At 72.1% G+C, this 19,712-nt stretch carries 18 protein-coding genes and 1 riboswitch; of the genes, 11 read left to right on the top strand and 7 right to left on the bottom strand.

Annotated features, from left to right (window positions below; genetic code table 11):
- The first annotated feature begins 13 nt into the window (after nt 1-13).
- From BSB02_RS10815 to BSB02_RS10805, 3 genes are read left to right on the top strand one after another with little or no spacing between them, the layout of a single operon-like run.
- A complete protein-coding gene (locus BSB02_RS10815) occupies nt 14-2,053 on the top strand; it encodes an N-acetylneuraminate synthase family protein (protein WP_084958577.1) in 2,040 nt (679 codons plus the stop codon).
- Nucleotides 2,053-3,024, top strand: coding sequence for a glycosyltransferase family 2 protein (locus BSB02_RS10810; protein WP_084958576.1), 972 nt, complete (start codon nt 2,053-2,055; stop codon nt 3,022-3,024). Before BSB02_RS10815 ends, BSB02_RS10810 begins: the two co-directional genes overlap by 1 nt.
- The gene (locus tag BSB02_RS10805; RefSeq protein ID WP_206184618.1) at nt 3,021-4,277 is read left to right on the top strand and encodes an alpha-2,8-polysialyltransferase family protein; all 1,257 of its coding nucleotides are present in this window, start codon (nt 3,021-3,023) and stop codon (nt 4,275-4,277) included. Before BSB02_RS10810 ends, BSB02_RS10805 begins: the two co-directional genes overlap by 4 nt.
- Here the strand turns inward: BSB02_RS10805 and BSB02_RS10800 are convergent.
- A complete protein-coding gene (locus BSB02_RS10800; protein WP_084958575.1) occupies nt 4,270-5,412 on the bottom strand; it encodes a DUF6716 putative glycosyltransferase in 1,143 nt (380 codons plus the stop codon). The genes BSB02_RS10805 and BSB02_RS10800 overlap by 8 nt on opposite strands.
- Nucleotides 5,409-6,359 carry a hypothetical protein gene (locus tag BSB02_RS10795; protein WP_240506341.1) on the bottom strand — a complete coding sequence of 317 codons (951 nt, stop codon included), beginning with the start codon at nt 6,357-6,359 and terminating at the stop codon, nt 5,409-5,411. The genes BSB02_RS10800 and BSB02_RS10795 overlap by 4 nt, the downstream gene beginning before the upstream one ends.
- Nucleotides 6,360-6,880: 521 nt before the next feature.
- Nucleotides 6,881-7,016: riboswitch (cyclic di-AMP (ydaO/yuaA leader) on the top strand.
- A gap of 13 nt (nt 7,017-7,029) precedes the next feature.
- Here BSB02_RS10795 and BSB02_RS41345 point away from each other — a divergent pair.
- Entirely contained in the window at nt 7,030-7,833 is an 804-nt protein-coding gene (locus tag BSB02_RS41345; RefSeq protein ID WP_084958574.1) for a CHAP domain-containing protein, read from the top strand.
- Nucleotides 7,834-7,968: 135 nt separating this feature from the next.
- Here BSB02_RS41345 and BSB02_RS10780 read toward each other — a convergent pair whose 3' ends face one another.
- Genes BSB02_RS10780 through BSB02_RS10760 form a run of 5 tightly spaced genes read right to left on the bottom strand, consistent with a single transcriptional unit; the run spans nt 7,969 to nt 12,008 of the window.
- On the bottom strand, nt 7,969-8,913 hold the full coding sequence (locus tag BSB02_RS10780) for an asparaginase (RefSeq protein WP_084958573.1): 945 nt from the start codon (nt 8,911-8,913) through the stop codon (nt 7,969-7,971).
- The gene (locus BSB02_RS10775; protein WP_084958572.1) at nt 8,906-9,700 is read right to left on the bottom strand and encodes an amino acid ABC transporter permease; all 795 of its coding nucleotides are present in this window, start codon (nt 9,698-9,700) and stop codon (nt 8,906-8,908) included. Before BSB02_RS10775 ends, BSB02_RS10780 begins: the two co-directional genes overlap by 8 nt.
- Nucleotides 9,697-10,341 (bottom strand): amino acid ABC transporter permease, encoded by a 645-nt coding sequence (locus BSB02_RS10770; RefSeq protein WP_084958571.1) that lies wholly within the window; start codon nt 10,339-10,341, stop codon nt 9,697-9,699. The genes BSB02_RS10775 and BSB02_RS10770 overlap by 4 nt, the downstream gene beginning before the upstream one ends.
- Complete coding sequence (locus BSB02_RS10765; protein ID WP_240506340.1) at nt 10,341-11,261, bottom strand: glutamate ABC transporter substrate-binding protein; 921 nt, start codon at nt 11,259-11,261, stop codon at nt 10,341-10,343. The genes BSB02_RS10770 and BSB02_RS10765 overlap by 1 nt, the downstream gene beginning before the upstream one ends.
- A gap of 18 nt (nt 11,262-11,279) precedes the next feature.
- Nucleotides 11,280-12,008 (bottom strand): amino acid ABC transporter ATP-binding protein, encoded by a 729-nt coding sequence (locus BSB02_RS10760; RefSeq protein WP_084958569.1) that lies wholly within the window; start codon nt 12,006-12,008, stop codon nt 11,280-11,282.
- A 103-nt stretch (nt 12,009-12,111) separates the two neighbouring features.
- Between BSB02_RS10760 and BSB02_RS10755 the strand changes: the two genes are divergently transcribed.
- From BSB02_RS10755 to BSB02_RS10725, 7 genes are all read left to right on the top strand, one after another.
- Nucleotides 12,112-13,251, top strand: coding sequence for an ROK family protein (locus tag BSB02_RS10755; RefSeq protein WP_240506339.1), 1,140 nt, complete (start codon nt 12,112-12,114; stop codon nt 13,249-13,251).
- Nucleotides 13,252-13,457: 206 nt separating this feature from the next.
- A complete protein-coding gene (locus BSB02_RS10750) occupies nt 13,458-14,795 on the top strand; it encodes an ABC transporter substrate-binding protein (RefSeq protein ID WP_084958568.1) in 1,338 nt (445 codons plus the stop codon).
- Nucleotides 14,796-14,882: 87 nt separating this feature from the next.
- Complete coding sequence (locus tag BSB02_RS10745; protein ID WP_084958567.1) at nt 14,883-15,860, top strand: carbohydrate ABC transporter permease; 978 nt, start codon at nt 14,883-14,885, stop codon at nt 15,858-15,860.
- A complete protein-coding gene (locus tag BSB02_RS10740; protein WP_084958566.1) occupies nt 15,857-16,735 on the top strand; it encodes a carbohydrate ABC transporter permease in 879 nt (292 codons plus the stop codon). Before BSB02_RS10745 ends, BSB02_RS10740 begins: the two co-directional genes overlap by 4 nt.
- Nucleotides 16,732-18,159: a GH1 family beta-glucosidase gene (locus BSB02_RS10735; RefSeq protein WP_084958565.1), complete on the top strand. Its 1,428-nt coding sequence runs from the start codon at nt 16,732-16,734 to the stop codon at nt 18,157-18,159. Before BSB02_RS10740 ends, BSB02_RS10735 begins: the two co-directional genes overlap by 4 nt.
- A gap of 4 nt (nt 18,160-18,163) precedes the next feature.
- Entirely contained in the window at nt 18,164-19,186 is a 1,023-nt protein-coding gene (locus tag BSB02_RS10730; protein ID WP_084958564.1) for a LacI family DNA-binding transcriptional regulator, read from the top strand.
- Nucleotides 19,187-19,245: 59 nt separating this feature from the next.
- Entirely contained in the window at nt 19,246-19,671 is a 426-nt protein-coding gene (locus tag BSB02_RS10725) for a PaaI family thioesterase (protein ID WP_084958563.1), read from the top strand.
- Nucleotides 19,672-19,712: the final 41 nt, after the last annotated feature.

Genomic DNA, 19,712 nt, shown 5'->3' with positions numbered 1-19,712 from the left:
GAAGGGAGCCACTGTGAAGGTCCTGGCCGTCATTCCCGCCCGCGGAGGTTCGGCGGGCGTTCCTCTGAAGAACCTCGCCCCGGTGGGCGGCGTGCCGCTCGTCGCCCGCGCGGTGCGGTCGTGCCTGCGTGCCAAGCTGATCGACGAGGTGGTGGTGAGCACCGACCACGCCGGCATCGCCCAGGTCGCGCGCGAGGAGGGGGCGGCGGTGATCGAGCGGCCCACCGAGCTGAGCGGGCCAGAGGCGAGCAGCGAGTCGGCGGTGCTGCACGCGCTCGACCAGCTCGGCGACGATCCCGGCGTGGTGCTGCTGGTCCAGTGCACCAGCGCGTTCATCGACCCGGGCGACCTGGACGCGGCCGTGCGCAGGGTGCTGGACGGCGAGGCGGACGTGGTGTTCTCCGGCACGCCGACGCACGAGTTCCTGTGGACGACGGCGGGCGCGGGCGTCAACCACGACCCGGCCGACCGGCCGCGCCGCCAGGACCGCGAGCCGCAGTTCCGCGAGACCGGCGCCTTCTACGTCATGCGGACGGCGGGGCTGCGCGAGCACGGGCACCGCTTCTTCGGCGAGGTGGCCGTGCAGGAGGTCCCGGCCAGGCACGCGCTGGAGATCGACACGCCCGAGGACCTGGAGATGGCCCGCGCGCTGGCGCCGTTCGCGGCGGTGCCGGAACCGATCGACGTGGACGCGGTGATCACCGACTTCGACGGCGTGCACACCGACGACCGCGCCTACGTCGACTCCGAGGGCCGCGAGATGGTGCTGGTGAGCCGCTCGGACGGGATGGGCGTGTCGCTGCTGAAGCGGGCCGGGGTGAAGGTGCTGGTCATGTCGACCGAGCAGAACCCGGTGGTGTCGGCCAGGGCGCGCAAGCTGGGCGTGCCGGTGCTGCAGGGGCTCACCGACAAGCGGACGGTGCTGCGCGACTGGCTGGCCATCGAGAAGCTGGACCCGGCGCGGGTGGCCTACGTCGGCAACGACGTCAACGACCTGGGGCCGATGGGGCTGGTGGGCTGGCCGGTCGCGGTGCCGGACGCGCACCCCAAGGTCAGGGCGGCGGCGCGGGTGGTGCTGTCGCGGCCGGGCGGGGCGGGAGCCGTACGCGAGCTGTGCGACCGGATCCTGGCGGCGCGGCCGGAGCGGCCGCTGGCGCCCGTCGCCGTCAGCAGGCCGCACCTGGGCCCGGTGGCCATCGGCGACGTGCTCGTCGGCGACGGCCAGCCGGTGTACGTGATCGCCGAGATCGGCATCAACCACAACGGCGACGTCGAGATCGCCAAGCGGCTGATCGATGTGGCGGCCGAGGCGGGCTGCCAGGCGGTGAAGTTCCAGAAGCGCACGCCCGAGATCTGCGTGCCGGCCGAGCAGCGCGACCAGATCCGGCAGACGCCCTGGGGCGAGATGACCTACCTGGAGTACAAGATCCGGACCGAGTTCGGCCGGGAGGAGTACGAGCAGATCGCCACGCACGCCTACAAGCGCGGGCTGCAGTGGTTCGCCTCGCCGTGGGACGTGCCGTCGGTGGAGTTCCTGGAGCGGCTGGACGTGCCCGTGCACAAGGTCGCCTCGGCCAGCGTCGCCGACCACGAGCTGCTGCGGGCGCTGGCGGCGACCGGCAAGCCGGTCATCCTGTCGACCGGCATGTCCACGCTCCAGGAGATCGACCGGGCCGTGGAGATCCTCGGCACCGACCGGCTGATCATGATGCACGCCACGTCCACCTACCCGCTGCCGCCCGAGGAGGCCAACCTCCGCGCGATCATCACGCTCAAGGAGAGGTACGGCGTGCCGGTCGGCTACTCGGGTCACGAGCGCGGCCTGCAGATCTCGCTGGCCGCGGTGACGCTGGGCGCGGTCGCGGTGGAGCGGCACATCACGCTGGACCGGACCATGTGGGGCTCCGACCACGCCGCCTCGCTGGAGCCGAACGGCCTGGAGCACCTGGTGCGCGACATCCGGATCATCGAGCAGGCGCTGGGCGACGGCATCAAGCGCGTCTTCCCCGGCGAGGAGGCCCCCAAGGCCCGGCTGCGCCGCGTCACCGTCTGATGGTCAAGCTGTCGGTGATCGTGCCCGTCCGCGACGGCGAGCGCTACCTGCCCGACGCGCTCGCCTCGCTGGCCCGCAACGCCCGCGGCGACTTCGAGGTCATCGTGGTCAACGACGGCTCCGCCGACGCCACGCGGGAGATCGTCGAGGACTGCGGCCTGCCGGGGCTGCACCTGCTCAACCACGACACGCCCGTGGGGCTGGCCGACGCCCGCAACGCCGGGCTGGCCCTGGCCGGCGGGCAGTACGTGACGTACATGGACGGCGACGACTGGCTCGCGCCCGGCTACCTGGCGCGGCTGGTCGAGGCCATCGACGCCCTCGGCTGCGACTTCGTGCGCGTCGACCACGTGCAGGCCGAGGGACGCAAGCGGGTCGTGCACCGCGCCCCGGTGGCGCGGCGGGGCGTGGTGCTCGACCCGCGCGACCACATCCTGCCCGCGGGCGTGAAAACGATGGTCGACTACCCCTACGCCTGGGCGGGGATCTACCGCAGGTCCCTGGGCGACCTGCTGCGCTTCCCCGGCTCGCTGCACACCGCCGAGGACCGGCCGTGGATCTGGCGGCTGCACCGGGAGGCCGTCTCCTTCGCCGCCGTCCCCCTGGCCGGGCTGTTCTACCGCCGCCAGGTGGCCGGGTCGCTGACCCAGGTGGGCGACGAGCGCCAGCTGCACTTCTTCGACGCCTTCGAGCTGGTGTTCAAGGACGTCGAGGACGTCTACCTGCCCAAGGCGGTGCGCAACTTCTGCGCGCTGCTGGCCCACCATCTGACGCTGGAGGAGCGCTTCACCCCCGCGCTGCGGGCCCGTTTCCGCGAGCGCGGCGCCGACATGGTCAGGAGGCTACCGCCGGACCTGGTGGCGGCCTCGGCGGCGGGGATGGCGCCCGAGCGCGAGGCGGCGCTGCGGACGCTGGTGCCGGAGCTCCCGCCGAGCCCCCGCGTCAGGCGCGACCGGGAGGACCCGCTGTGACGACCGTCTACTACGCCTCCTCGCTGTTCGGGGCCATGACGCTGGCCGCGGGCATCGACGAGGGCCGCTTCGGCTCCGGGCGGAGCCTGCTGATCGTCTCGACCAACGCCGCCGTCCCCGAAACGGTGCTGCCGGTCGACCAGGCGCCCGGGTTCGCGGCGCTGCGGTCGCGCTTCGACGAGGTGGTCTCCTGGAACGAGCTGATCGCCCCGCTGCACCCCTCCGACTGGCGGGCCCGCGTGATCGAGGTGCCCATGCTGGAGCGGCTGCTGGCGGCGCGCCTGCGCCTGGACGGGGTCGAGGAGCTGGTCCTGGAGTCGATCGCCGTGCCGCCCGCGCGGACGATCGCCGGGCTGATCCGCGACTGCCCGATCACCGTCTACGCCGACGGCCTGATGAGCTACGGCCCCACCCGCGACCCGCTGCCGGCCGACATCTTCCGCCGCATCACCCGCCTGCTCCACCTGGACCTGGTGCCGGGGCTGGAGCCGCTGCTGCTGACCGAGTACGGCGTGGCCGCCGAGAGCCTGTCGGGCCCGGCGTTCCTGCGGGTGGTCGAGCAGGTGGCCGACACGCTGCCCGAGCCGCCCGCGGCCGAGGCGATGATCCTGGGCCAGTACCTGTCGGCCCTGGACCTGCTCACCGACGAGGAGGAGGCCGGGATCTGCCTCGCCCTGCTGCGCGGGCTGGCGGCGCGCGGCTGCCGGAGCGTGGCGTTCAAGCCGCATCCCTCCTCGGGGCGGCGGCAGATCCGGCTGATGCGGCGCGCCGCCGAGGAGGCCGGGACGCACCTGGTGGTGCCGGACGAGACCGTGCCCGCCGAGGTGTGCTTCGCCGTGGCGCCGCCCAAGCTGGTGACGGGCTGCTTCTCCACCGGCCTGGCGACCGCGCGGACCTTCTACGGCCTGCCGGTCGCCACCTGCGGGACCGGCCTGGTGCTGGAGCGGCTCAAGCCGTACGAGAACAGCAACCGGATCCCGGCCACGATCGCCGACGCGCTGTTCCCGCGGCTGGCGGAGGACGGCTCGCTCGCCGACCCGCCGCAGGCCGACCTCGGCGCGCTGGTGCGGGCCGTCGGGTACTGCATGCAGCCGGAGGCCCATCCCGGCCTGCGGGCGGACGCCGCCGCCTACCTGCGGCGGCACGGCCAGGACAGGTACTTCAAGCGGCAGCGGCTGGCGGCGGTGGAGCTGGCGCCCCGGCCGGGCACGCTGGCGCGCATCCGCCGCCGCCTGGCCAGGGCGATCACCTGAACAGGCGAGTGGCGTTCCGCTTGGCGCGGTAGCCGGCCCGCAGCAGGCGCGGCGGCACCTCCACCCGCAGCCGGGCCCGGCGGCGGGCCGCCGCGTGGCCGGGCCCGTCCAGCAGCGAGCGGGCCCGGCCGCGCGGCCCGGTCACCAGCGCGGTCAGCAGCGCCACCCAGTCGCTGCCCTGCTGGAAGTAGTTGGCCTCGCACCAGGCCGCGTCGGGGTGCCGGAAGTCGCCCTCGGCCAGGTCCTCCAGCGTGCCGAGCAGCCCGCTGCCCTCGAACACCAGGTTGATCATCTCGGCGCTCACGCCGAAGTCCTCCAGCACCAGCACCGGCACGCCCCAGGCGATGGCCTCCAGCGCCGCCGTGGAGCTGACCGTGACCAGGCCCGCCGCCGACGCGAGGTGCTCGCCCATCGGCCCGGCCGCGAACCGCAGCCGGCCCGGCTCGCCCAGCTCCCGCCACAGCCGCGGGTACGGCAGGCGCTCGTTGTGGGTCTGCCGCTCGCCCTCCAGCGCGCGCAGCTTGACCACGACGTCCAGCTCGGGGCGGGCCTCGGCGAGCCGGGCCAGCGCCAGCAGGATGCGCTCGCGCTCCTCGCGCCGCCTGGGCACCTTGGCCTGGGTGGCGAACACGACCCGGTCCTTGGCCACCCGCTCGCCCGCCCGGCGCAGGAACGGCAGCCGGGCCAGGCCCACCGCGCCGCCCCCACCCAGCCGCTCGGCCAGCGCCTGGAACTCGGCCACCTCCCTGCCGCTGTGGGCGACGAACAGGTGGCAGCCGCTGCGGTAGCGCCAGGCCGGCTCGGAGGCGGGCACCGCGATGCCCGGCAGGCCGGTGACGAACACCGTGCGCAGGTCCTTGAACGTCTGCGACACCAGCACGTCCACGACCGGGCCGGTGCAGGCCACGAGGATCGCGTCGGGCCGCATCCGCTCCGCCGTACGCCGCAGCGCGCGGGCGGACAGCACCGGCGGCGCGGGCCGGTCCCCCACGGCGGCGGCGATCTGCGCGGGCGAGGGCGCGATGGGCGTGCGCACGACGGCGAGCTCGGTCCGGCAGCCGGAGGGCAGGTCGTCGAGCAGGCAGGCCGCCCACTTCAGGTAGGAGTCGGAGTCGGCGACGGCCAGGATCTTCATGTGCGGGCGGCTCCGGTGAGGTGGGATCGCAGGGAGGGTGCCGCGCGGCTGGTCCACCAGTCGTCGGGCACCTCGACCGGCTCGACGGCCACCCCGCGCGGGCCCAGCAGCACGCGCAGGGAGGTGATCGCCGTCGACGGCAGGCTGAGGACGCGCTGGCCGGCGGCCAGGCCGCGCAGGCTGAGCTCGGCCGGGACGCCGGGCTCGTGCACGGTGATCCCGGGGCGCTCGCGGATGAGGGCCAGGTCGACGGGATCCTCGCGGCGGTGCGGGAAGTACGCCAGCGGCTCCTGCTCGGCCAGCGAGGCGATCCACTTCAGGTAGCGCTCGCGGTGCACCAGGCCGTTCCTGACCAGGGAGGTGCCGAGCACGACGGTCCGCTCCGGCGGCCGCGGCTCGCTCAGCGGCTGGGCGCGCAGCCAGGCGAAGTCGTGCCTGATGAGCTCGACTCCGGCCTCCCGTACGGCTTGCGCCAGCTTGTCGGGCACCTCCAGGGCGGTGAAGACCGACACCTCGGTGGTGCGCAGCCGCAGCGCGGCGGCCAGGCCGAGCACCTTGCGCAGCGGGCCGGGGGTGGCGCGGGCGCGCAGGAGCGGGCGGAAGGGCCCCTCGGCGATCAGCTCCAGCAGCCGGATCGTGGCCAGCCCGTCGTCGACGACGACGATGTGCGGCTGCCGGGCGGTGAGCCAGCGCAGCTGGACACGGCCGGAGAAGGCGTCGCCGACGGCGCGGACGTGGCGGGGCATGCGGGGGCGGGGGCCGTCGAGCTCCAGGCCCTCGGGCAGGTCCAGGCGCGCCAGCTCGCGGCGCGTGGCCTTCAGGGCCTTCAGCCCGGCGCGCGGCACCACGAGGGTCGAGGGCCCCAGCACTCCGGCGTGGTGGGCCTCGACGACGCAGATCATCTGGAGCGGCGATTCCACCCAGGCCGGCTCCCGCTTGCTGTTCACCGCTGCCCGACAGTAGCCCGGGTGCCTGAAGCGGCCGGTAACGGCGCGTGAACAATGGGCGGTGGAGCGGGCGGGTGCGGGCGACCGGTGTGTCGAACCTCACCGTCGAGAACCTCCGGCGGCTCATGACCGAGACCGGGATCGTCCCGGCGGCTGGCCGGAGGGCAAGGGGCTGAACTTCGGCTTCACCAGCGAGGACGCGCCGCGCGCGGTGGCCACGCGGGCGTGGTCGCCGCTGCACCGTACCGGGCGGGGAAACCCGGATTTCGGTAAAGACGTAAAGATCTACCCATCCGGCTCGTCAAGATCGCGCGCAGCGGCCTGTCATGGCCCTCACCTGGAGGTTCACGCCCTGGTGGGAGGGCCTGCGGGCCGCGCGTGACAGGGCCCGTCACCGCTGTCAGCCGACTTTTTACCGTTTACCCATTTGTAAGCCTCTTGCCGGGTGTATTACCTTTTGTCCATCTCTGGCAAACGCCTGGCCAACCCGGGCGTTGCCATGACCGCCTTATCACAGGACCGTCCTGTGACCGCTGAATCCGCCTCGTGCGGAACCGGGGACCCACCAACCTTGGGGTGTATCGGGCCTTCGCGCCCGTAGGACAGCTTCACGTCCGAACCCGTCAGCTAACCCGGTAAGCGGCATGAAGCAAGGAGTCTCCCCTTACCCATGCCCAAGCACCGTAGCGTTCGCATCCCCCAGCCCCGCAAGTACTCGGTCGCTCTCGGCACCGCCCTCCTCACCGCCGCTCTCGGCGTCCACGCCGCCCAGGCGAACCCGCCGCAGAGCGAGCAGGTCAAGAACGTCTCGGCCCAGCCCGGCGCCAAGGCCGCCAAGGCCGAAGCCCGCACCGCCAAGCCGGCCGCGCAGAAGGCGCAGAAGGCGCAGGCCGCCGTCAAGCCGGCCGCCGCCCCCAAGAACGCCACCCCCGGGAACGCGGCGTCCAAGAACATCTGGGCCCACCCGTCCGTCCCGGCCAAGGTCACCGCCGCCCAGGTGCTGGAGCTGGCCCGCAAGCAGATCGGCGTCCGGGAGAACTCCTACGGCGGCGGCACCAAGTTCCAGAAGTGGTACGCCTCCTCCCGGCGCGCCTGGGAGACCGTCAAGCGGGACGGCGGCAACCCCCGCGCCTACATCAACGCCGCCTGGTGCGCGATGTTCGTCTCCTGGGTGGGCGAGCAGGCCGGCGCCCGGCACACCGTCGGCTGGGACGCCTGGACGATCGCCTACGCCCGCTGGTTCAAGGCCAACAAGCGCTGGGGCTACACCCCCAAGCCCGGCGCCGTGGTGTTCTTCAGCTGGTCCGGCAGCAAGAGCCTCAGCTCGATCAGGCACGTCGGCTTCGTCGAGAAGGACAACGGCAACGGCACGATCACCACGATCGAGGGCAACACCGGCAACGGCGCCGTCGAGCGCCGGGTGCGGTCGAAGAGCACCGTCGTCGGCTACGGCTACCCGCAGTACGCCGGCTGACGTGCGCGCCTCCTGACGCCTCCCCAGGGCGGCCTTCCCCACGGAAGGCCGCCCTCCGGCGTCACAGGAGACGGCGTCACAGGAGACGGCGTCACAGGAGACGGCGTCACAGGAGACGGCGTCACGGGAAGCGCGTCACAGGGTGGCGCGGATCTCCCCGACGGGTGCGCCGCCGCCCAGGACGGGCACCCGCGTGAAGGCCGACGCGGCCGACACGTCGCAGCCCATCCGCGCCAGCACGGCCAGCGCCACCGCGGTCGTGGCCCGGGGACTGCCGTCGACGACCTTGACGGCCACCGCGTGGCCCGACGCGAGCGCCGCCACCAGCACCCCTTCCGCGCCGCCCTTCACCACGGCCCCGGGCAGCGCCCGCATGAGCTCGGTGTTCTGGTGCCCGCTCCCCCCGACGTACTGCGGATGCCGCCGCATCGCATCGGCCACCAGCCGGGGCCGCGTGCCCGGCGAAGCCAGCACCAGCGCCCGCACGGCCCTGGCCAGGCCGGTGAGCGACAGGCCGAACAGCGGCGCGCCGCAGCCGTCGACGGCCACCGCCGCCGCCTTCTCCCCCGCCAGCTCCTCCACGACCTCCCGCACCCGCCGCTGGAGCGGGTGGGCGGCGTCGAGGTAGGAGCCGGTGTCCCAGCCGGAGGCGGCGCAGGCGGCGAGCATCGCGGCGTGCTTGCCGGAGCAGTTCATGCGCTCGCGCGTCCTGCCCAGCCCCTGCCGGATGAGGCCGTGCCGGGTCGCCTCGTCCTCCGGCCAGTCCGGCGGGCAGCGCAGGTCCTGCGGGCGCAGGCCGTACTGCTCCAGCAGCGACAGCACCAGCCGGACGTGGAAGTCCTCGCCGGTGTGGCTGCCGGCGGCCAGGGCCAGCGCCGGGCCCGCCAGCGACGCCCCGGCGTCCAGGCAGGCCAGCGCCTGCAGCGGCTTGGCGGCCGAGCGCGGCAGGACCGGCGCGTCGACCGGCCCTGCGGCGACCTCGGCGCGGCCGTCGGAAGCCAGGCCCACGGCGCTGCCGTAGTGGAGGCTCTCGGTGAATCCCGAGCGGACGACCTCGGCGAGCAGGGCATGGTCAGGCACGGGCGGCGCTCCTTCGCTCCAGGGTCCTGGCCAGCTTGGACAGCGAGGCGTTGACCGCCAGGTAGATCAGCGCCACGACGACGAAGGTCTGGATGAGCAGGCCGTTGTAGTTGGCCAGCACCCGGCCCGAGTACAGCAGCTCGCCGTAGCTGACCACGAAGCCCAGCGAGGTGTCCTTGAGCAGGCCCACCGACTGGCTGACGATCGACGGGAGCACCCGGCGGGCGGCCTGCGGCAGCACGATGAGCCGCATGGTCTGCGCGCGGGTGAGGCCGACCGCGAGGCCCGCCTCGCTCTGGCCGCGCTCCACCGACAGGATGCCCGCGCGGAAGATCTCGGCGAACGCCGCCGCGTTGGAGACCGTCAGCGGCACCACGAGCTTCCAGAACAGCGGCAGGTCCAGCCCGTAGCGGGGCAGGGCGAACAGCACCACGTACACCAGCAGCAGCGCGGGGACCACGCGGACGACCTCGACGTAGGCGGCCGAGGGGGCCCGCACCCACCGGCGGTCCGACAGCCGGCCGAGGGCCAGCAGCAGGCCGAGGGCCATGGACAGCGCGGCGGTGGCGACCGCGGCCAGGGCGGTGGACCACAGGCCGGTGAGCAGGTAGCGCCACATGGGCCAGGTCGCGTACGGCTCCCACCGCTCGGTGGCCAGCTGGCCGTTGGCGCCGAACTGCCGGATCGCCAGCGCCGTCAGCGCGAGCGCGGCCAGCGTGCCGGCGACCGTGGCGATCCTGATGCGCCGCCTGGCCCGCGGTCCCGGCTCGTCGAACAGCAGGCTCATCGCACCATCACCAGCCGTCGCTCCAGCCGCCCGGTCACGAAGCCCGCGCAGGCGGCGATGAGGGCGTAGGCGAGCCCCGCGCCCACGAAGATCGGGATGGGCTGGGCCTCCACGAGGTTGACGCGGTTGGCCGCGGTGGTCAGCTCCACCACGCTCACCGCGCCCGCCAGCGCGGTGTTCATGGTGGTGGCGATGAAGATGTTGCCGAGGGGCTGGACGACCGTGCGCAGCGCCTGCGGCAGGATCACGTGCCGCAGCGACTGGCCGAAGGTCAGCCCGAGCGCCCGGGCGGCCTCGCCCTGCCCGCGGGCGACGGCGTTGACGCCGGAGCGCAGCGCCTCGGCGACGTAGGCGGCCTCGTACAGCGCGATGACCACGATCGCGGTGGTCAGCGGCTCGGCCTTGATCCCGATCTCCGGCAGCCCGAAGAACGCCAGCACGAGCAGGACCAGCAGCGGCAGGTTCTGGAAGGTCTCGACGTAGGCGGTGCCGAGCAGGCGCAGCACCGCGACGGGGCTCACCCGCAGGGCGGTGATCACCGTCCCCGCGACCGCCGCGCCCGCGAAGGACGCGACGGTCAGCTGGAGCGTCACGAGCAACCCCTGCCACAGCTCGGGCAGGTGATCCAGCAGGGCGGACATCAGGAGCCCGGCACCGAGCCGATCTGCGGCGGCGCGGGTGCCTCGCCCTGGACGACGGTGCCCAGGGAGTTCTTCCACGCCTGCTGCCACACCCCGGCGGCCTGGATCTTCTTCAGCCAGTCGTTGACGAACGCCTTGAACTGCTCGTCGCCGTGCTTGAGGCCGATGCCGTAGGGGTCCTGGGTGAAGGGGTTGCCGACCACCTGGATGGCGGGGTCCTTCTTGGCGTTGGCGACGAGCAGGGTCTCGTCCTGGACGTAGGCGACGCCGCGGTCCTGCTTGAGGGCCTGGACGCACTCGGGGTCGCTGCCGAAGGTGATGATCTCCGCCTGCGGCGCGACCTTCTTGATCGCCGGGATGGCCGGGGTGTTGGCGCCGGCGATGACCTTCTTGCCGTTGAGGTCCTGCGGCCTGGCGATGCCGGTGGTGCCCTTCTTGACGGCGATGGACAGGCCGGAGACGTAGTACGGCCCGGCGAAGGAGACCTGCTCGGCCCGCTCGGGCGTGATCGTGTAGGTCTGGAAGACCACGTCGACCGTGCCGTTGGCGAGCAGCGCCTCCCGGGTCTCCGACGCCGAGTTGACGATCTTGACCTTGGGCTCGCCGATGATGTACTTGGCCAGCGCCTTGCCCAGGTCGGCGTCGAAGCCCTCGACCTGGCCGGTGGCCGGGTTCTGCTGCGACAGCAGGGGCGCGTCGAGCGAGCCGCCGACGATGAGCTCGCCCCGCTTCCTGATCTTGTCCATCGTCGAGCCGGGCGGGATCGCGGCCGGGTCGGCGACCGGCGCCTTGGCCAGCAGGTCGCTCGCCGCCGGCTGGGCGTCACCGGGAGGTACGGCCGAGCCGCCGGTGGAGCCGGTGCCGCCGCAGGCGGCCAGGCCGAGGAGGGACAGGGCGACGACAGCGACCATCTTCTTCATGGGCACCATCCCTTGCTTTCAGTGAGTGAGCACCTTGGCCAGGAAGTCCCTGGCCCGGTCCGTCTGCGGTCCGTCGAAGAAGGCGGCGGGCGGGCCCTGCTCGACGACGCGGCCGTCGGCCATGAAGACCACCCGGTCGGCGGCCCGGCGAGCGAAGCCCATCTCGTGGGTGACCACGAGCATCGTCATGCCGTCGGCGGCCAGGCCGGTCATCACGTCGAGCACCTCGCCGACCATCTCCGGGTCCAGGGCCGAGGTGGGCTCGTCGAAGAGCATGACCTTGGGCCGCATGGCCAGGGCCCGGGCGATGGCGGCGCGTTGCTGCTGGCCACCGGACAGCTGCGCGGGCAGCTTGCCGGCCTGGTCGGCGATGCCCACCCGCTCCAGCAGCTCGCGGGCGGTGCGCTCGGCCTCGGCCCGGCCGACGCCGCGCACCTTCATCGGCGCGAGCGTGACGTTGTCCAGCACGCTCTTGTGCTGGAAGAGGTTGAACGACTGGAAGACCATGCCGACGTCGGCGCGCAGCCGCGCCAGCGCCCGGCCCTCCAGCGGCGCGGGCGTCCCGTCGATGACGATCTCGCCCTGCTGCGCCGCCTCCAGCCGGTTCAGGCAGCGGCACAGCGTGGACTTGCCCGATCCCGACGGGCCGATCACCACGACCACCTCGCCCCGGTCCACGTCCAGGTCGATGTCGCGCAGCACGTGGTGGTCGCCGAACCATTTGTTCAGCCCTCGTACCCGAATCATCGCAACTTCCTTCGATATCGAAGACAAGCGGGACCGTATTTGATGATTTCGGGATAAGTCAACACGTTGTCGTACGAAGCTTGGCCGTGGTATTCATCTCCACATGTCTGGCACTCAGCGGCTGCCCGTGACGGGGGCGCAGGGCGAACTGCTGCGGCTCGTGGCCACCGGCCAGGCCGAGTCCCGCGCCGACCTGGCGCGGCTGTCCGGCCTGGCCGCCTCCAGCGTGTCGCTGCGCGTGGAGGAGCTACTGGAGGCCCGCCTGCTGGTGGAGGAGGGCCCCGGCACCTCGCGCGGCGGGCGGCGGCCCCGCCGGCTGCGCCTGGCCCCCGGCGCCGGCGTGCTGGCCGTGGCCGACCTGGGCGCCCACCACGCCAGGCTCGGCCTGCTGGACCTCAGCGGCACGCCGCTGGCCGTCGAGGAGCACGTCACCGACATCGCGGCCGGGCCGGAGACGGTGCTGGACTGGCTGGCCGGCGCGTTCGAGGACCTGGTCGCCGCCCACGCGCCGCCCGGCGTGCCGCTGCGCGGGGTGGGCACCGGCATCCCGGGCCCCGTCGACCCCGCGACGGGGCGCGTGGTCAGCCCCTCGCGGATGCCCGGCTGGAACAACTACCCCGTCGCCGACCACCTGGCCGGGCGCTTCGACCTGCCCGTGCTCGTGGAGAACGACGCCAACCTCATGGCCGTGGGCGAGGCCCGCCACTGGCCGGAGGCCGACAACCTCATGGTGGTCAAGGCGGGCACCGGCATAGGGTGCGGCGTGATCGTGGGCGGCCGGCTGCACAGGGGCCGGGGCGCGGCGGGCGACATCAGCCACGTCAGGGTGCGCACGGACTCCTCGGTGATGTGCTCCTGCGGCCATCCCGACTGCCTGGAGGCCTACGCCAGCGGGGCCGCCCTCATGGCCGCGCTCGCCGAGGCGGGGATCCACGTGGACCGCCCCGCCGGCATCGTCGGGCTGGTCGGCGACGCCGTACCGGAGGCCACCAGCCTGGTGCGCGCCGCCGGGCGGCTCATCGGCGAGGTTCTCACGGTCCTGGTCAACTTCTTCAACCCCGACGTCGTGGCCGTCGGGGGCAGCCTGTCGGCGGCCGAGCCGCTGATCACCTCGATCCGGGCCGCGGTGTACGAGCGGTGCCTGCCGCTGGCCACCCGCGACCTGGAGATCGCGGCGGCCCGGGCCGGCCGGGACGCGGCGCTGCTGGGCGCGGGGGCGCTGCTGCTCGAAGCCGTCCTCTGACAGTCCCTCCGGTCCGTTTCATGACCGAGAGGGTTGGGAGCGCTCCCAAAATCCCATCTAGCATCTTTGCCCCCTTTCATCACGTTGAGAAACCGGAAAACGCTCTCACTGTCACGATTGGATTTCGGCATGTTGACGTGAGGCGGCATTCTGGCCACTCTGCATGGGAGCGCTCCCAAAGAGCTCCCATCGAAAGAGGTCCCCCCATGACGATCAGCAAGTACGGCGGAGCCGCCGCGCTCCTCGCCGCCGCCACCCTGGCCCTGACCGCCTGCGGGTCCGGCGGAGGCACGCCGTCGACCGGCGGCTCGCAGGCGGCGTCCCAGCCGGCCCAGCCCGTCACCATCCGGGTGCAGGTGTTCGGCGGCGGCGAGAACTTCGGTTACAAGAACGCCGTCCAGAAGTGGAACGCCGAGCACAAGGACATCCAGATCAAGCTGGAGGTCCTCACCGACCAGTTCGAGCAGGTCTACTGGCCGCAGATGATCCAGTGGCTGCAGGCCGGCAAGGGCGCGGGCGACGTCGTCGGCATCGACGAGGGCGGCATGGGTCTGGCCAAGGCGCGCTCGGAGTGGTGGGTCGACCTGAAGGAGCACGGCCTGGAGTCCCGCAAGGCCGACTATCCGGCGTGGAAGTGGGAGAACGGCGTCGCGGCCGACGGCAAGGTCTTCGGCCTGGGCACCGACATCGGCGGCATGAGCATCTGCTACAACACCAAGCTGTTCAAGGAGGCGGGCCTGCCCACCGGCCGCGACGAGGTCAGCGCCCTGTGGCCCACGTGGGACGACTTCATCAAGGTGGGCCAGCGGTTCCAGAGCAAGGTCAAGGACGCCAAGTTCACCGACGGCACCAACACCCTCTACCAGGTGGTGGCCTACCAGGAGGCGGCCAAGGCCGGCAACGTCCTGTACTTCGACCAGAGCAACCAGCTCATCGTCGACAAGAACCCGGCCATCAAGACCGGTTTCGACTTCGCGCAGAAGATGTCCCAGCTGGGCCTGACCGCCAAGCTGCGCAACTTCACCGAGGAGTGGACGACGGGCATGAAGAAGAACGCCTTCGCCACCCTGGGCTGCCCGTCCTGGATGCTCGGCGTGGTCGCGGGCGGCGCCGGTGAGGAGAACAAGGGCAACTGGGACGTCGCCTCGGCGCCCAACGGCGGCGGCGGCAACTGGGGCGGCTCGTGGCTGGCCGTGCCCAAGCAGACCCAGCACCCGAAGGAAGCGGCCATGGTGGCCGACTACCTGACCCAGGCCGCCACCCAGGTCAGCATCTTCACCGACTTCGGCAACATGCCGAGCAACCTGAAGGCGCTGCAGGACCCGGCGGTGCAGAACGCGAAGAACGAGTACTTCAACGACGCCCCCGTCGGGCAGATCTTCGCCAAGTCCGCCCAGCAGCTCCAGCCGGTCTTCCTGGGCGTCAAGCACGCGCAGGTCAAGAACGCGGTCGAGTCTGTGATCCAGGGCATGGACGACGGCTCCATCCCGCAGGACAAGGCCTGGCAGCAGCTCGTCGACGACGCGGTGAAGGCCGCGGGTTAACGCGCCCGACCCTCTGCCGGCACCGGCCCGCCGCTGCGGCACATCGCCGGCGGGCCGGTCGCCTGCCTTCGCCACGAAAGGTCTGCTATGAGCCTCCACCTCGACACCCGGGGCACGCCGCCGACGCGCCGGGCGGCTCCCGGGGCCAGGACACGGCGGCGCCAGCGGCCCTCCCGCTGGCGTACCGTGTTCGACCTGCGGGTCATGCCGTACGTCCTGGTCTCTCCGTATTTCATCTTGTTCGCGGCTTTCGGGCTGTTCCCTCTGGCCTTCACGCTCTACTACTCGCTGTACGACTACGACCTGGCCGGCACGATCGAGTGGACGGGCCTGGGCAACTACGCCGGGCTGCTGGCGGACGAGAAGTTCTGGAACGCCGTGGTCAACACGGTCGGCATGTTCGTGCTGGCCACCGTTCCGCAGATGCTCCTGGCTCTGATGCTGGCCAACGCGCTCAACAAGCGGCTGCGCTTCCGGCTGGCCATCCGCCTGAGCGTGCTGCTGCCGCTGGTGACCTCCGTGGTCGCCGTGGCGGTGGTCTTCACCCAGCTGTTCGCCCGCGACTGGGGCCTGGTGAACTGGTTCCTGGGCCTGTTCGGCGTCGACCCGATCAACTGGCGGGCCGAGCGGCTGCCGTCCTGGCTGGCCATCGCCACCATGGTGGACTGGCGCTGGACCGGCTACAACGCGATCATCTTCCTGGCCGGCATGCAGACGATCCCCCGCGACCTGTACGAGGCGGCCGCCATCGACGGCGCCTCCCAGCGGCGGCAGTTCTGGCAGATCACCCTGCCCATGCTGCGGCCCACCATGATCTTCGTGGTGCTCAACTCCACGATCGGCGGGCTCACGCTCTTCGCCGAGCCCACCACCTTCTACTCGGGCAACGTCGACGGCGGCTCGGTCGGCCAGTTCCAGACCGTGGCGATGTTCATCGTCAAGCAGGGCTTCCGCGAGTTCGACTACGGCTACGCCGCGGCGGCGGCCTGGCTGCTGTTCCTGCTGATCCTCATCGGCGCGCTCGTGAACTTCCTGCTCATCCGCCGGATCGGGGGCACCAAGTGACCGTCCTGACCACCGCCGCGCGCCGCGGCCGGCAGCCGTCCGCGCCGGGTCTGTGGCACCCGAGCGTGATGACCAAGGTGATGCTGGCCGTCGCCATCCTGCTGTCGATCTTCCCGCTCTACTGGATGATCGTCATCGCCTCGCGCACCAACAGCGACGCCGTCGCGGTCCCGCCGCCCTTCCTGCCCGGCGGCAGGCTGGGCGAGAACATCATGGCCGTCATCAACAACCCGGACGCCCACTTCCTCACCGGCCTGACGAACTCCTTCGTCGTGGCCGGCATCGTGACCGTCTCCGTGGTGATCATCTCGACGCTGGCCGGCTTTGCCTTCGCCCGGCTGCGCTTCAGGGGCAGCTCGCTGCTGCTGCTCACCATCCTGCTGACGATGATGGTGCCGCTGCAGCAGATGGGCGTGGTCCCGCTGTACCGCCTGATGGTCAGCCTGGAGTGGACCGGCACGCTGAAGGCGGTCATCCTCCCCTACCTGCTCAACGGGTTCGGCGTCTTCCTCATGACGCAGTACACCAAGCAGGCCGTGCCCGACGAGCTGGTGGAGGCGGCCCGCGTGGACGGGGCCTCCACCCTGCGCATCTGGTGGAACGTGGTGCTGCCCGCCGTACGGCCCGGCATGGCGGTCCTCGGCATCAACACCTTCATGCTGATGTGGAACGACTACATGTGGCCGATGATCGTGCTGACGCCGGACAACCCGACCGTGCAGATCGCGATCCAGTCGCTCAACGAGCGGTTCTCCACCAACTATGTGCTGATCTTCGCCGGCACGGCGCTGTCGATCATTCCGCTTGTCCTCGTATTCATCGCGTTCGGCCGGCAGATCGTCGGCGGCATCATGGAAGGTGCGGTCAAAGCGTGACCTCGCAGGAGACTGAAGCCACGACCCTTCTCAGGTTCCCCACCGACTTCGTCTGGGGCGCGGCCACCTCCGCCTACCAGATCGAGGGCGCGGTCACCGCCGACGGGCGCGGCACCTCGATCTGGGACGTGTTCGTCACCAAGCCGGGGCGTGTGATCGGCGGCGACGACGCCACCGTGGCGGTCGACCACTACAACCGCTACCGGGAAGACGTCAAGATCATGGCGGAGCTGGGGCTGACCGCCTACCGGTTCTCCGTCGCTTGGCCGCGCGTCCAGCCCACCGGATCGGGGCCCGTCAACCAGCGCGGCCTGGACTTCTACCGGCGGCTGGTGGACGAGCTGCTCGCCCACGGCATCGAGCCGTGGGTGACGCTCTACCACTGGGACCTGCCCCAGGAACTGGAGGAGCGCGGCGGCTGGCCCGCGCGCGAGACCGCCTACTGCTTCGCCGACTACGCGCAGGCCGTCCACGGCGCCCTGGGCGACCGCGTGCGCAACTGGAGCACCGTCAACGAGCCGTGGTGCGCCGCGTTCCTCGGCTACGCCTCCGGCGAGCACGCCCCCGGCCGCCGGGAGCCGGCCAACGCCGTCCGGGCCGCCCACCACCTCAACCTCGCCCACGGCCTGGCCGTGCAGGCGATGCGGGCGCAGGGGCACGACTCGCGGATCGCCGGGACCGTGAACCTCTACGCCGTCTCCCCGCAGACCGGCAGCGAGGCCGACCTGGACGCGGCGCGGCGCATCGACGGGCTGCAGAACCGCTTCTTCCTCGACGCGCTGCTCAAGGGCGCCTACCCGCAGGACGTCCTGGACGACCTCGGCGCGGTCACCGCCCTGGACTTCATCGCCGAGGGCGACCTGCGCACCATCTCCTCGCCCATCGACCTGCTCATGGTGAACTACTACAGCCGCTTCACCGTGTCGGGCCGGCCGGGCGGGCGCGCCTCGGCGGCGGCGGCCCCCGTGGAGACCGGCTCGCCCTGGGTGGGCAGCGAGCACGTCTCGTTCGTCAACGGCGGCCGGCCGGTCACCGCCATGGGCTGGGAGATCGACGAGCCGGGCCTGGTGGAGATCCTCACCCGGGTGGCCAGGGAGTACCCCAGCATCCCCATGGTGATCTCCGAGAACGGCGCCGCCTTCGACGACGAGCTGACCGCCGACGACGCGGTCCACGACGCCGAGCGGACCGCGTACTTCGAGGCGCACCTGCGGGCCTGCCACGAGGCCATCGCGGCCGGGGTGCCGCTCCAGGGCTACTTCGCCTGGACGCTGATGGACAACTTCGAGTGGGCCTGGGGCTACGGCAAGAAGTTCGGGCTGGTCTACGTCGACCGCGCCACCATGCGCCGCGTCCCCAAGGACAGCGCGCGCTGGTACGCCGAGACGATCAGGCGGGGCGGCCTGCGCGTTGCGGCAGAATAAGCGCATGAGCGGGGAGCGCCAAGCCTCGGCCCGGCCGACCCTGGAGGCCGTCGCGGCCCTCGCGGGCGTCGGCAGGGGCACCGTGTCGAGGGTGATCAACGGCTCGCCGATGGTGAGCGAGAAGGCCAGGCAGGCCGTGCTGCGCGCCATCGACGAGCTGGGTTATGTGCCCAACAGGGCGGCGCGCACGCTGGTGACGCGCCGCACCGACACGGTCGCCCTCGTGGTGTCGGAGACCCAGCAACGGCTGTTCGACGAGCCGTACTTCGCCGGCATCATCCGCGGCATCAGCTCGGTGCTCTCCGAGACCGGCCTGCAGCTCATCCTCGTCATGGCCCAGACCAAGGAGCAGCACAAGCGGCTGGAGCAATACCTGACCAGCCAGCACGTGGACGGGGCGCTGCTGACCTCGGTGCACGGCGCCGACCCGCTGCCCGAGCGCCTGGAGGCCATGGGCGTCCCGACCGTGCTGGGCGGCCGGCCGGTCGGGATCACGCCCTACAGCTTCGTCGACATGGACAACCGCGGCGGCGCCCGGCAGGCGGTGAAGTACCTGGTCGGCAAGGGCAGGAGGCGCATCGCCACCATCGCCGGCCCGCAGGACATGGGCGTGGGCGTCGACCGGCTGGCCGGCTACCGCGACGTCGTGCTGTCGGAGGGACTGAGCGAGATCGTGGTCGTCGCCCAGGACTTCAGCGAGGAGAGCGGGATGGTCGCCATGCTGCGGCTGCTGGAGGAGCACCCCGACCTCGACGCGGTCTTCACCGCCTCCGACCCGCTGGCGCTGGGCGCGATGCGGGTGCTGAAAGACCGGGGCCGCGCCATCCCCGGCGACGTCGCGGTGATCGGCTTCGACGACGCCCCCGCCGGCGCCCACACCTCCCCCGCGCTGACGACCGTCCACAACCCGTCGGAGGCGCAGGGCCGCCAGATGGCCAACCTGCTGGTCGCCCGCATCAACGGCGAGCAGCTGCAGCATCCCGTCGTCATCCTCGACACCCACCTGGTGATCCGCGAGTCCGCCTGATCCCGCCGACGCTGTTTGTCGGTGCGGTTTTGTCGGTGCCGCCTGGTTCACTGCCGGGCATGGAAGCGCGTCAGGGGATGTTCTGGGAGATCCAGGCCGGGCGGATGCCGCCGCCCCCGGCCGCCGTCACGCTGGGCTGGGAGCTGGTCCACGCCGACCCCGAGGCCGGCACGATCGAGGTGGCGTTCGAGGCCGGGGAGCGGTTCCTCAACCCGGCCGGGGTGATCCAGGGCGGGTTCCTGGCGGCGATGCTGGACGACACGCTGGGGCCCGCGCTGGTCGCCACCCTGCCGCCCGGCCGGTTCGCCTCGACGCTCGCGCTCACCGTCCAGTTCCTCCGCCCGGCCCGCCCCGGCCGCCTCCACGGCCACGGCCAGGTCGTCAAACGCGGCAGGGAGATCTGCTTCCTGTCCGGCACGCTCACCGACGCCGACGGCAGGATCGTGGCCACCGCCACCGCGACGGCCCGTCTGCAGACCCTGTGAAGAAACGTCGATTGCGGCCTTGAGCTGGGCCGGAGTGTTCC

Origin of the sequence: Thermoactinospora rubra (genome assembly GCF_002093975.1) — a bacterium.
GTDB classification, from domain to species: domain Bacteria; phylum Actinomycetota; class Actinomycetes; order Streptosporangiales; family Streptosporangiaceae; genus Nonomuraea; species Nonomuraea rubra_A.
Note: the sequence above shows the minus strand (reverse complement) of the source record. Positions and strands in the feature narration are given on the sequence as shown.

Coding starts and splice junctions, on each gene's coding strand:
- BSB02_RS41345 (WP_084958574.1), top strand. CDS start 7,030: ATGCCCAAGCACCGTAGCGTTCGCATCCCCCAGCCCCGCAAGTACTCG.
- BSB02_RS10800 (WP_084958575.1), bottom strand. CDS start 5,412: ATGAAGATCCTGGCCGTCGCCGACTCCGACTCCTACCTGAAGTGGGCG.
- BSB02_RS10765 (WP_240506340.1), bottom strand. CDS start 11,261: ATGAAGAAGATGGTCGCTGTCGTCGCCCTGTCCCTCCTCGGCCTGGCC.
- BSB02_RS10725 (WP_084958563.1), top strand. CDS start 19,246: ATGGAAGCGCGTCAGGGGATGTTCTGGGAGATCCAGGCCGGGCGGATG.
- BSB02_RS10770 (WP_084958571.1), bottom strand. CDS start 10,341: ATGTCCGCCCTGCTGGATCACCTGCCCGAGCTGTGGCAGGGGTTGCTC.
- BSB02_RS10760 (WP_084958569.1), bottom strand. CDS start 12,008: ATGATTCGGGTACGAGGGCTGAACAAATGGTTCGGCGACCACCACGTG.
- BSB02_RS10730 (WP_084958564.1), top strand. CDS start 18,164: ATGAGCGGGGAGCGCCAAGCCTCGGCCCGGCCGACCCTGGAGGCCGTC.
- BSB02_RS10745 (WP_084958567.1), top strand. CDS start 14,883: ATGAGCCTCCACCTCGACACCCGGGGCACGCCGCCGACGCGCCGGGCG.
- BSB02_RS10775 (WP_084958572.1), bottom strand. CDS start 9,700: ATGAGCCTGCTGTTCGACGAGCCGGGACCGCGGGCCAGGCGGCGCATC.
- BSB02_RS10755 (WP_240506339.1), top strand. CDS start 12,112: ATGTCTGGCACTCAGCGGCTGCCCGTGACGGGGGCGCAGGGCGAACTG.
- BSB02_RS10810 (WP_084958576.1), top strand. CDS start 2,053: ATGGTCAAGCTGTCGGTGATCGTGCCCGTCCGCGACGGCGAGCGCTAC.
- BSB02_RS10750 (WP_084958568.1), top strand. CDS start 13,458: ATGACGATCAGCAAGTACGGCGGAGCCGCCGCGCTCCTCGCCGCCGCC.